Annotated in this window: 13 protein-coding genes; all 13 read left to right on the forward strand. The window is 61.7% G+C overall.

Going from position 1 to position 12,209, the window contains the following annotated elements; genetic code table 11:
• A partial coding sequence (locus IHN22_RS10430; protein WP_191435201.1) for a valine--tRNA ligase occupies nt 1-2,440 on the forward strand: 2,440 nt, incomplete at its 5' end.
• A 178-nt stretch (nt 2,441-2,618) separates the two neighbouring features.
• Entirely contained in the window at nt 2,619-3,350 is a 732-nt protein-coding gene (locus IHN22_RS10435) for a hypothetical protein (protein WP_191435203.1), read from the forward strand.
• A 93-nt stretch (nt 3,351-3,443) separates the two neighbouring features.
• A complete protein-coding gene (locus tag IHN22_RS10440; protein WP_191435205.1) occupies nt 3,444-3,749 on the forward strand; it encodes an STAS domain-containing protein in 306 nt (101 codons plus the stop codon).
• A gap of 15 nt (nt 3,750-3,764) precedes the next feature.
• Complete coding sequence (gene spoIIAB, locus IHN22_RS10445) at nt 3,765-4,208, forward strand: anti-sigma F factor (RefSeq protein WP_087328834.1); 444 nt, start codon at nt 3,765-3,767, stop codon at nt 4,206-4,208.
• On the forward strand, nt 4,205-4,915 hold the full coding sequence (locus IHN22_RS10450) for a sigma-70 family RNA polymerase sigma factor (protein ID WP_191435207.1): 711 nt from the start codon (nt 4,205-4,207) through the stop codon (nt 4,913-4,915). The genes spoIIAB and IHN22_RS10450 overlap by 4 nt, the downstream gene beginning before the upstream one ends.
• A 151-nt stretch (nt 4,916-5,066) precedes the next feature.
• Nucleotides 5,067-6,032, forward strand: a complete 966-nt coding sequence (locus tag IHN22_RS10455) for a glycosyltransferase family 2 protein (RefSeq protein ID WP_191435209.1) — start codon at nt 5,067-5,069, stop codon at nt 6,030-6,032.
• Nucleotides 6,016-6,423 (forward strand): GtrA family protein, encoded by a 408-nt coding sequence (locus IHN22_RS10460; RefSeq protein WP_191435211.1) that lies wholly within the window; start codon nt 6,016-6,018, stop codon nt 6,421-6,423. The genes IHN22_RS10455 and IHN22_RS10460 overlap by 17 nt, the downstream gene beginning before the upstream one ends.
• 98 nt (nt 6,424-6,521) lie before the next feature.
• Entirely contained in the window at nt 6,522-6,866 is a 345-nt protein-coding gene (locus IHN22_RS10465) for a serine proteinase (RefSeq protein WP_300986396.1), read from the forward strand.
• 128 nt (nt 6,867-6,994) lie between these two features.
• Nucleotides 6,995-7,369 carry a BlaI/MecI/CopY family transcriptional regulator gene (locus tag IHN22_RS10470; RefSeq protein ID WP_087187728.1) on the forward strand — a complete coding sequence of 125 codons (375 nt, stop codon included), beginning with the start codon at nt 6,995-6,997 and terminating at the stop codon, nt 7,367-7,369.
• The gene (locus IHN22_RS10475) at nt 7,366-8,268 is read left to right on the forward strand and encodes a M56 family metallopeptidase (RefSeq protein ID WP_191435213.1); all 903 of its coding nucleotides are present in this window, start codon (nt 7,366-7,368) and stop codon (nt 8,266-8,268) included. The genes IHN22_RS10470 and IHN22_RS10475 overlap by 4 nt, the downstream gene beginning before the upstream one ends.
• Entirely contained in the window at nt 8,265-9,926 is a 1,662-nt protein-coding gene (locus IHN22_RS10480; protein ID WP_191435215.1) for a hypothetical protein, read from the forward strand. The genes IHN22_RS10475 and IHN22_RS10480 overlap by 4 nt, the downstream gene beginning before the upstream one ends.
• A gap of 13 nt (nt 9,927-9,939) precedes the next feature.
• A complete protein-coding gene (locus IHN22_RS10485; protein WP_191435217.1) occupies nt 9,940-11,484 on the forward strand; it encodes an XAC2610-related protein in 1,545 nt (514 codons plus the stop codon).
• Nucleotides 11,485-11,503: 19 nt separating this feature from the next.
• Nucleotides 11,504-12,209: hypothetical protein (locus IHN22_RS10490; protein WP_191435219.1), on the forward strand; the 706-nt coding region annotated here is incomplete at its 3' end.

Below are 12,209 nucleotides of genomic sequence, written 5' to 3' on the forward strand. Positions count from 1 at the left end.
CCTGATCCGCTTCAAGCGGATGCAGGGCTACGCCGCCCTGTGGGTGCCCGGCACCGACCACGCCGGCATCGCCACCCAGATCAAGGTGGAGGAGGAGCTGCGCAAGAACGAGGGCCTGTCCCGCTACGACCTGGGCCGGGAGAAATTCCTGGAGCGGGTGTGGGACTGGAAGCACAAGTACGGCAACCGCATCGTGGAGCAGCAGAAGAAGCTGGGCGCTTCCTGCGACTGGTCCCGTGCCCGGTTCACCATGGACGAGGGCCTCAGCAAGGCCGTCCGCCACGTGTTTGTCTCCCTGTACAAGAAGGGCCTGATCTATAAGGGCAGCCGCATCATCAACTGGTGCCCCAACTGTGTCACCGCCCTGTCCGACGCCGAGGTGGAGTATCAGGACAAGCCCGGCTCCTTCTGGCACATCCGCTACCCCATCCAGGGGGAGGAGGGCCGCTATGTCATCGTGGCCACCACCCGGCCCGAGACCATGCTGGGCGACACCGGCGTGGCGGTCAACCCCAACGACGAGCGGTACAAGGACATTGTGGGCAAACGTTGCATCCTGCCCCTGGTGGGCCGTGAGATGCCCATCGTGGCCGACGACTATGTGGACATGGAGTTCGGCACCGGCTGCGTGAAGATGACTCCCGCCCACGACCCCAACGACTTTGAGGTGGGCCTGCGGCAGAACCTGGAGACCATCCGTGTGTTGGACGACAACGGCAAGGTGGTGGAGGGCTACGGCCGCTACTCCGGCATGGACCGCTACGAGGCCCGGAAGGCCATTGTGGCCGACCTGGAGGAGCAGGGGTATCTGGTCAAGGTGGAGCCCCACCAGCACAACGTGGGCACCTGCTACCGCTGCCACAACGACGTGGAGCCTCTCATCTCCGCCCAGTGGTTTGTCAAGATGAAGCCTCTGGCTGAGGAGGCCCTGCGGGTGGTCAACGAGGGCGAGGTCAAGTTCGTCCCCGATCGCTTCTCCAAGATCTACACCAACTGGATGGAGAACGTTCATGACTGGTGTATCTCCCGTCAGCTGTGGTGGGGCCACCAGATCCCCGCCTGGACCTGCCAGGAGTGCGGTCACATCACCGTGTCCGAGGACGATCCCACCGAGTGCGAGCACTGCCACTCCAAGAACATCAATCAGGAGGAGGACGTGCTGGACACCTGGTTCTCCTCTGCCCTGTGGCCCTTCTCCACCCTGGGCTGGCCTGAGGAGACCGAGGACTACAAGTATTTCTATCCCACCGACGTGCTGGTCACCGGCTACGACATCATCTTCTTCTGGGTGGCCCGCATGATCTTCTCCGGCTGTGAGCATACCGGCAAGCCCCCCTTCCACACCGTGTTCATCCACGGCCTGGTGCGGGACGACAAGGGCCGCAAGATGTCCAAGTCCCTGGGCAACGGCATTGATCCCCTGGAGATGGCCAACCAGTACGGCGCCGACGCCCTGCGCTTCAACCTGGTCACCGGCAACTCCCCCGGAAACGATATGCGCTTCTACACCGAGCGGTGCGAGGCCATGCGCAACTTTGCCAACAAGATCTGGAACGCTTCCCGCTTCCTGATGATGAACCTGACCATCGACCAGTGCCAGCTGCCCGACAAGCTGGAGCTGGAGGATAAGTGGATCCTGTCCAAGCTCAACAGCGTCATCCCCGAGATCACCGAGAATATGGAGCGCTACGAGCTGGGCGTGGCTGCCCAAAAGGTGTACGACTTCATCTGGGATTCCTACTGCGACTGGTATATCGAACTGACCAAGACCCGCCTTCAGGGTGAGGACGAGGACTCCAAGGTGCGTGCTCAGCAGGTGCTGTGCTACGTGCTCACCCAGATCCTGAAGCTGCTCCATCCCTTTATGCCCTTCATCACCGAGGAAATCTGGCAGGCCCTGCCCCATGAGGGCGACTACCTGATGCTCCAGCAGTGGCCGGAGCACCACGCCAACCTGGACTTCCCCGAGGAAGAGAAGGCTATGGAACTCATCATGGACGCCATTCGGGCCATCCGTGCCCGTCGGGCCGAGATGAACGTGCCCCCCTCCAAGAAGGCACAGCTCACCGTCTCCACTCTGGAGCAGGCCGTGTTCCACCAGGGCACTCCCTTCCTGAAGCGTCTGGCCTATGCCAGCGACGTGAAGGTGGTGGAGGCCACCGATACGGTGGACGCTCAGGGTATGGTGACCATCGCCACCCATGCGGCCCGGCTGTATCTGCCCCTGGCTGAGCTGGTGGATCTGGAGAAGGAGAAGGCCCGCATCCAGAAGGAGCTGGACAAGAACCGCAAGGAGCTGGACAAGCTGGAGACCAAGCTGAATAACCCCGGCTTTGTAAACAAGGCCCCCGCCCAGGTAGTGGAGGCCGAGCGGGAGCGGGCGAATAAGCTGAAGGCTCTGCTGGTCAAGCTGGAAGAATCTGCGGCTGCGCTGGGCTGATAAAATTCTCGAAAAACAGAGAAACGCCGCCATCGAACGCGGATGGCGGCGTTTCTGTGCCCATATTGTCATACTTTGTTACACAACTGTGGTTGTGCTCCAGAGCAGAATCGGATAAAATGTACAGTAATATTGTACGGCCCAGTTTGACCCAGGCCGTGGAAAGGAGGTTGGAGCGTTGAAAAGACTGATCCCATTGCTGGCGGTACTGCTGCTGGGCGGATGTACCGGGTCCTGTCAGGATACCGGGGCGGTATCTACCGCGTTGCCCAGTGCCGCATCCACGCCTGAGGTGGAGCAGAGCGCCGAACCTACCCCCTCCGCGGAGCCCTCACCTACCCCCACGGCCCAGCCCACTGTTATGCCGGAACCTACGGCCTCCGTGGAGCTGGAGCCCTCTGCGGAGCCTTCGCCTACCCCCACGGCCTATGACGGACCTAACGATGAGGAGGTATTGTCCGCCTACCGGGCGGCGGTGCAGGCCTTCTGGTGGTTCCAGGTGGAGCCCCTGCCCTTTGATGAAACGGACAGCCGCGAGGTAGACGGTGCCACCTATTATCGGGTAGACTATCCCGGCATTGACAGCACGGTCAGCCTGCGGGGTTACCTCAAGAGCCTCTTTTCCGACGATCTGGTGGAAAAGCTGCTGCCTTATGACGGAACCCAGTATGTGGACATCGACGACGTCCTCTACGTCCAGGACGGCGGCCGGGGCACCGACATCACCAGGGGTGCCGAGACGACCCAGGTCCTGCGGGACGGAGACCCAAACCGCTGTACCGTCCGGGTGACGGTGGAAGTGCTGGACCCGGAGCAGGACGGCGCGGTGGTGGATACCCTGACGTTTGACTTCCCCTACGAAAAAGTGGGGGAGAAGTGGATCTTTACCGATTTTTCCCTGGTCCGGTGAGTCCTTCGACAAAATATATACCCCATCTGTGATAGGATCGCAGTATACCAAAAATTGGTATACTGCGATTTTTTTGTACAGGGGGGATATGCCATGGCAGTGACCTGCAAAGCAGAGAATCGGGCGCTGTACGCGGCCATTGACGGCGAGGTGGACCACCACCGGGCCAGACAGATTTTAGGCGAGTTGGTACGGCAGATCGACCTAACCATGCCCCGTCATCTGACGGTGGATCTGGGGGGCGTCAGCTTTATGGATAGTTCGGGGATCGCCGTACTGCTGCGGGCCAGCCGACGGATGAGCGAGCTGGAAGGGACCATGGAGGTGGTCCATGTGCCTGAGCAGGCAGGCAAGGTGCTTCGGGCAACCGGGCTGGACCGGTTGATCAAATTTGAATGACGGAGGAACTACATAATGAAACCGATGAATGAGGCCACGGTGGTCTTTCTCAGCCGGTCGGCCAACGAGGGCTTTGCCCGTACCACGGCGGCCTGCTTTGCCGCTCAGCTGGACCCCACTCTGGAGGAGATCAACGATATCAAAACGGCGGTGAGCGAGGGAGTAACCAACTGCATCGTCCACGCCTATCCGGACAAGCTGGGGCTGGTCCAGATGCGGCTGCGGCTCTTTGAGGACCACACCCTGGAGATCCAGATCAAGGATAAGGGCGTGGGCATCTCCGATGTGGAGCAGGCCCGACGCCCCATGTTTACCACCGGCGGAGAGGAGCGCAGCGGTATGGGCTTTACCATTATGGAGAGTTTTATGGACGGAGTGAAGGTACGCTCCACCCCGGGGAAGGGAACGGTGGTGACCATGCGCCGCAGGATCTCCCGACGGCTGGGAGGGGCGCAATGAATGTGGCGGATACCCCCGATCTGCTGGAGGAGGCCCGCCGGGGGGATAACGAGGCCTGCGCCAGGCTCATTGAGGAGAATGGTGGGCTGATCTGGTCCATTGTGCGCCGCTACTACGGCCGGGGAGTGGAGCCGGAGGACCTGTATCAACTGGGCTGCCTGGGCTTTGTGAAGGCGGTGCGGGGCTTCGATCCCGCCTTTGGCTGTCAGTTCTCCACCTATGCCGTGCCCAAGATCGCCGGTGAGATCCGGCGCTACCTACGGGATGACGGCGCTATTAAAGTCAGCCGCGGTCTGAAAGAGCGGGGGATGGCCATCCGGGCGGCCAGGGAACGGCTGTCGGCCTCCCTGGGCCGGGAACCCACCTTGTCCCAGCTGTCCGAGGCCACCGGGCTGGAGCCGGAGGAGATTGCAGCCGCTGAGGAGGCGGGGCTGCCGGTGGCCTCCCTCCAGATGGAGACAGGGGACGGCCTGACCCTGGAGAGTGTGTTGGGCACCGAGGGTATCGAGGAGGGTATCGTGGAGCGTGAGGCCCTGCGTACCGCCATCGCCGCCCTGCCTGACCGGGAGCAGCAGGTGATCCTGCTGCGCTACTACCGGGGTATGACTCAGGACCGGGCGGCCCGGGTGCTGGGGGTGAGCCAGGTCCAGGTATCCCGCATTGAGCGCCGGGCGGTGGAGCGGCTGCGAAAGAGACTGGAGGAGTGAGGGATGCGGACAAGCTGAGGGAGGCTGGCGTGTATTTGTCCTGTGCTGAGCATGACTTTGTTTGGATAAGAGGAACCTAATGGTGGTTTTTCTCGTCCAAAGGGAGTATAATGACCAAACAGAACAAAAAACGCAAGGAAGATGGATTGATATGGAAGATATTCTTTATATTGTCGTTCCCTGCTACAACGAAGAAGAAGTGCTGCCAGAGACCTCACGCAGGCTGAAAGAAAAGCTGGAGGCCCTGATGGCTGCCGGAACTATTTCCCGGGAGAGCCGGGTTCTTTTTGTCAACGACGGTTCCAAGGACAAGACCTGGCAGCTCATTGAGGAGCTGCACCAGAGCAGCCCCATCTTCTCCGGCGTGGACCTGAGCCGCAACCGGGGCCATCAGAACGCCCTGTTGGCAGGGCTGATGACCGCCAAGGAGCGGTGCGACATGGCCATCTCCATGGACGCCGACCTCCAGGACGACATCGATGCGGTGGACGCCATGGTGGAGCAGTATTATGCCGGGTGTGACATCGTATATGGCGTGCGCTCTTCCCGGAAGAAGGACACCTTCTTCAAGCGCTTTACCGCCGAGGGCTTTTACCGGCTGATGAACTCCATGGGGGCGGAGACGGTGTTCAACCACGCCGACTACCGCCTTATGTCCCGCCGGGCCCTGGAGGGACTGGCACAGTTCAAGGAGGTCAACCTGTTCCTCCGGGGGATCGTGCCCATGATCGGCTACCGCACCGGCACTGTGGAGTATGAGCGGGGAGAACGCTTTGCCGGCGAGAGCAAGTACCCCCTGAAAAAGATGCTCTCTTTCGCTATGGAGGGCATTACCTCCCTGTCGGTGAAGCCCATCCGCATGATTACTGGCCTGGGTTTCCTGGTGTTTCTGGTGAGTATCGCCATGCTCATCTACTCCATTGTCCGCTGGGCCATGGGTGAGACGATTCTGGGTTGGGCCAGTCTGATCTGCTCCGTGTGGGCCATCGGGGGACTGATCCTGCTCTCTTTGGGCGTCATTGGTGAGTACATCGGCAAGGTCTATCTGGAAACCAAGGAGCGGCCCCGGTTCCTGATCCGGGAGGTTTTGGAGGACGAGCATGGCAAAGCTGATTGATAACTCCATTCCCAAGTTCCTGCTGGTGGGGGTGGGCAACACCCTGCTGTCCATGGTGCTCATGTTTCTGCTGGAGGGACTGGGCTACTGGCCCTCCACCGCCATCGCCTATGCGGCGGGCGCGGTCATGAGCTTCTTCCTCAACCGTCACTTTACCTTCCACAGTGAGGAGACCTTCCTGCGCTCGGCGGTGAAGTTCGCCATCAACGTGGCGGTGTGCTATGTGATCGCCTACGCCTTGGCCCAGCCCATTGCCGGCTGGGTACTGGGCAGCACCGGCATGGACCCCATCTGGCAGGAGCGGCTCACCAAGCTGGGGGGTATGGCCCTGTATACTGTGCTCAACTATTTTGGTCAGCGCTTTTTCGCTTTCCAGAAAAAGAAGCATTAAATTTGTGTGAAATCCCCCGGTGTTCTCTTGCGTCCGCCGGGAAATGGGGGTAGAATAGGGCCAGCATTTCAGCCAGTATACCGCAAGGAGGTAGGAAAATGGCCTTTTTTGACGATTTGAAGGATAAAGCCACCGACCTGGGTCGGGCCGGCATGGCCAAGTCCAAGCAGCTGATGGAGATCACCAAGCTGTCCCTCAACAATTCCGGAGAGGAGGACGCCATCCGCAAGGCCTATCTGGAGATCGGCAAGCTCTACTATGCCGAGCGGGGGAGCGCACCGGAGCCGGGCTACGCCGCCCTCTGCCAGCGGATCACCACCGCCAAGATCAACATTGAGGAGAACAAGGCCCGCATCGCTCAGATCAAGAAGGACGGCACCCTGTCCGATGAGGATATTTCTCAGGCTGCCGCTCAGGCTGCCCGCGACCACACCGAGGAATAAAACAACCAAAGCCCTCCGCCCAACCGGCGGAGGGCTTTTCTTATGCCTGTAACTGGATTGTAACTGGACAAATATCTACTTCAAATGTAGTATAATGATATCCACTACAAATGAAGTTGGTGATAGAGATGAAACGACTCCCCGATACCGAGTTAGAAGTGATGAAAGCCCTGTGGGCCTCCGGGCCGGATACCCCGCGCTCCGCCCTGGAGACTGCCCTGGAGGGCTTTTGCTGGGCCTCCAATACGGTGAATACCTATCTGACCCGCCTGGTGGAGAAGGGCTTTGTAGCCGTTCGCCGGGAGGGAAAGAGCAACTTGTACACCCCGCTGGTCAGCCGGGAGGACTACCTGGCCTTTGACAGCCAGGCGGTGCTCTCCAAACTGTACGGCAGCTCTCCCCGAAACTTCCTGGCAGCCCTGGCCAGAAATGGCCTGGAGGAGCGGGATCTGGACGATCTGCGGGATCTGTTGGATGAACTGAGCGGGGAGAAGCAGAGATGACAGACTTTTTGACCTCCATGGCGGGCGTGAGCCTGGGAGGCGGGGTGGTAATCCTGCTGTTGGTGGTGTTGGCCAAACTGACCCGGGGACGATACGGCGCCAGGTGGCGGTGCTGGGCCTGGCTGCTGCTGGCCCTCCGACTGGCGGTCCCCCTGCCGCTGCTGCCCGCCGGGGCAGAAACCGCTCCCATACAGATCCAGGTGCCGCCGGACCGGGTGATCTACCAGCCGATGCGGACACCCCGGCCCAGTGCGGCTCAGCCCTCCCAGCCGGTTCAGACGGCGGCCCCATCTGCGGCGCCCTCGTCCGTCCCGGTCTCCACACCCGCGCCTGAGGTTCTGCCCACAGAGCAGACCCAGCCCGCCCCCATCACGGTGGGCGGTATTCTGCTGGCCCTATGGGTAACCGGTGGTGCGGCAGTGCTGGGGTGGAATCTCATAGCCCATTTCCGGTTTAAAAGATACCTGGCCCGGTGGTGCCGCCCGGCGGAGGATGCGGGCACTATCCGCCTGTTCAACGGACTGTGCGACAGCCTCTCCCTCCAGCGCAGGCCACGGCTGCGCCTGTGCCCCGGGCTGGCGGTACCCATGCTGGCGGGGCTGCTCAGGCCGGTGCTGCTGCTGCCGGAGGACGCCAGAGGTCAAGGACTGCGCTACGCCTTGCTCCATGAGCTGGTTCACTACCGCCGCCGGGACATTTGGCTGAAAACTCTGGTGCTGTGGGTGAACGCCGTCCACTGGTTCAATCCACTGGTGTGGCTGATGGTGCGCTCCGTGGAGCGGGATACTGAGCTGGCCTGCGACGAGGGGGCCCTGAAGCGGCTGCCCCAGGAGGAACACGCCGCCTACGGCAGAGCGATTTTGCAGGCCGTGGCTGCCCTGAGAAAGGAGAAAGCATGACATTACCAAAGACCCGGCTGTCCACAGCCATGAGCGGCTCGGCCAAAGAGACCGAGGGACGAATCCGCAATCTCTTTATCAAGCACCGGCGGCCCGCCCTGGGCCTGGTGACGGTGGTGGCCCTGGCCATCGGCCTGTGCGGCTCCCTGGTGGCCTGCCGGTCGGAGACGGCCATTTCCGCTGCCCCGGCGGGAGAGGAACTGGCTTTTGTCCTCACCGAGCCGGGAGAGGAGACGGTGCCCTTTGCGGATCTTTTAGGTCTTTCAGGTACCGTGACCCACACTTTGACAGACGATGGCGTGCATAATTACGCCTATCAGATCCGGCTGGAGGACGGAACAGAGTTTCCGCTGACGGAGACCTGGATGCCCCTGTACCAGGTGGATCTGGACGGGGATGGGGCGGTGGATGCCCTGGTGGAGAATGAATTCTTCCTGCAGGTGTACCGGTATTGGCCGGACGGGTCCCTGCGGACCCAGCAGCTCCAGGCGGCGGCAGCCGGTTTGCTGGGCCTGGAGGGGGACTATTGGCGCATGGTGGAGCTGGCCTTCCAGCCGGAGGATCAGATGGTGGTTATCCACGTCTGGCCCTATGATAACGTGGGAGAGATGGAGGAGCGGGTACCCCTGTCCCGGCTGCTGGAGGCGGCTAACTGGAGCGAGGTAGTACTTACCCCGGAGGGACAGCCCCTGCCGGATGGGAGCAGCCTCAGTTATCTGGAGAACCTTACGCTGGACGGCCAGGGTGCGGGAGACGACCGTCTGGTGGCCAGAACCACCTGGCCGGACGGGGAGGACCAGGGCTCCACGGAGATGGAGGTGACCCTGGGTACCGGAGAGGTGCTGTCCTGGCGTTATCCAGCGGTCACCAGCCCAACGGTCACCCCGCTCCATATGACCTCCAGAGAGCGGCAGTCCCTGCTGGCCTCCCTGGCAAGTCCCGGGTCCAACTACGGCGCCTGCGCCTATGTGGTGCTGGAGGTGGAGGACAATAAGCTGGCCCAGCGGTTCCAACTGGACGCCGTAGCTAATGCCTATGTGGAGACCGGGGAGAACGGCCTGCAAGTTCTGCGTATCCCGCAACTGTATGACCAATGGCACAGCCCTATCTGGGGGACAGCGGCCTGGGACGGCAGCCAGATCACCTATACCTCCGACGGCTACTTCACCGACACCTATGAGTTGGACGTGGGCGGAGACGAGACCCTGACCCTGGCCCTGCGGTGTACCCCGTCTCTGGAGGAGGGCGCGCCGGTCACAACGATGTTGTATGACCAGGTCCAGCTGTTGAAGGACGGCCAGGTGGTCCAGACCATCACACCGGAGGATGTGGCGGACGACGGGGTCCACACCTTCCAGGGCTTCCATATCGACAGCCCGGCAGGGGGCCCGGTGGAGACCCGGGATATCAACTTTGACGGGGTGGAGGAGTTCGGCCTGCTGTGCGACGCCACCCAGAACGCCTGCCGCTGCTGGTTTGTGTGGAACAGTGAGGCGGGACAGTTCCGCCATCTGGCCACCCTGGCCGGGGAACTGACCCTGCTGCCTGAGGAGGGGCAGCTGGAGGAGCGGATGTGGAACCGGGACTGGAACGCTATGGTGACCCGCACCTACGGCTGGGACAGCCAGGGCAACCTGGTGCTGCAATCGGAAACATAACAGGAGGAACGCTATGAAATTGCCCAAAACCCGGCTGTCCACGGCCATGAGCGGCTCGGCCAGGGAGACCGAGGGGCGGGTCCGCAATCTCTTTGTCAAGCACCGGCGGCCCGCTCTGGCTCTGGTGATGGCGGTGGGCTTTGCCATCGGTCTGTGCGGCTCCCTGGTGGCCTGCCGTGCCCAGATTGGCCAGGAGCAGCGGCTGGATGCCCTGTATGATGCCGCTGAGGTCAGTTTTGATGGGAAACCTCAGCGGGAGGAGCTGGCCTGTATCCAGGGCCAGGGGGGCACCCTGGTAGCCGGCCATTTTTACGACGACTATCCCTACTGTGCCCTGGTCATCGGCGTAGAGGATGACCGGGGCCAGCTTACTGGGCCGGTGTTTTCCGCCACCTCCAGCGGCGGAAGGCCCCAGGTTTCCACCTTCCGAAAGGACGATGTGGACTATCTCCTCTACACCGTCAACGGCGGAGGGCAGGGTTACACCTATGGAGAGGGGGGGCTGCTGGCCTTTGACGGCACCGACTTTACCTGGGTCTGGCCCATGAAGGGGGATCTGCGGCAGGAGGACGCCCAGGTCTGGATGGAGTACCAGAACTACTGGGAGGATCAAATACCCCTGCCCTGTCCCGGCGGGGTAGAGATCTTTCAGGGTGCGGATGACTGGCGCCTGTATGGCCAGGGTCCCCAATGGTCCTTTCGGGAGCGGCTCCAGCTGACGGGGGGGTACCATGCCCCTGAGCGGGTTATGAATGAGCTGCGCAGGGTTGTGGAGAGCCGCACCAGAGACCAGGATAACCCCTGGCAGGCCAGCAATACCTCCGCCCAGTGGCAGATCGTCCAGGTGACGCCGGGCGAGGAGACCCTGTGCGGACAGCGGTACACCCTGCTGGCCTGCTCTGTTTTGACGGGGGAGGAGTGGCTGGGAATGGAGGTGCTGCTCTGCCCCACGTTCTGGAGTGGTGAGGAGCAGCTCTGGCCCAATCTCATCCGGGTGGTCACAGGGAGCGAGGAAGAGGTGCGGCAGGCCCTGTCGGAGGAAAACCGGCAGGTGGAGACCGAGCGGATTACCATGACCACTGCCACCGGGAGAAACCTGTCCCTGGAGCTGGAACTGGAGCCGCTGGACCAGCAGCCCTATTGTCTGGCAATCGAGCAGATCCGGGTCTATGAGGGTGACACACCGCTTCAGTTCATGGCGGTGGAGGACGATGTGTATACGCCGGACAGCTTCTACCAGGGCCTGTTTCTGATCCGGGACCCCAATATTGGGGAGCCGGATATCCGGGACCTGAATTTTGACGGTTCCCCCGATTTGGGCCTGCTGGCGGAGTCGAGCTTTCCCCACAATGTGAGCTATGTGTGGTTCTTGTGGGACGAGGAGACGAGCCGGTTTTCCTTTTCCACCTACCTGTTTTCCAATCCCACCCTGGACGTGGAGAACCGGCAGGTGGTGGAACACATCCGGGGGGATGTGGGCCGTCCGGAGGAGGCAGTATATATCTGGAACGAAAATGGTACGCTGGAGCAGATCAGCTACAGACAGCTGGATTGGTAACAGAAGGGGAGGAACAAGTATGAAGGTGCCGCATACCAGGCTGTCCACCCATATGAGCGGCTCGGCAAAGGCCACCGAGCAGCGCCTGCGTAATCTCTTTGCCCGGCACAAGCGGCCTGCCCTGCTTTTGGTGGCGGTGGTAGCCCTGGCTATCGGCCTGTGCGGAGGGCTGGTGGCCTGCCGGAGTACCACGCAGGCCGGAAGTTTCACGATGGACACCCAGTATTATGACGCCCTGGGCAACTACATTGAGATCCCCAGACTGACGGCGGAGGGGGAGGGCGCCCAGGCGGTGAACCAGGCCCTGACCGCCCTCAAAAGCCAGTATCAGACCGTTATGGATGCCCCCATGAATACGGTAGGGGGCCAGCGGTGCCTGTTTTATCCTGCGGTCACCGAACGGTACGATAACCTGATCTTCTATTTGGACTCTGCCAGCTCCGGCAGCGACGGCGGTCTCTACACCCTGGTCTACGACCGGCAGGAGGATCGGGTGGTGCCCCTGGCGGAGGCCCTGGAATTGGCGGGAACCACGGAGGATGCCCTCTGCCGGGGAGCGGAGGAGTACCTGAACGGGGAACTGGCGGGTACGGAGGTGGCTCTGGCCGCCCAGGATGGGGCGGTGACCGGGTTCCGCATCCGGAATGACGGCGGGGTGGAGTTCTATCTCACCTGCATGACCGACGATGCCGACCCGGCGATGGACGCTGTGGACGGCTGGCAGC

The organism is Flavonifractor sp. An112 (assembly GCF_904377885.1).
GTDB lineage: Bacteria > Bacillota > Clostridia > Oscillospirales > Oscillospiraceae > Flavonifractor > Flavonifractor avicola.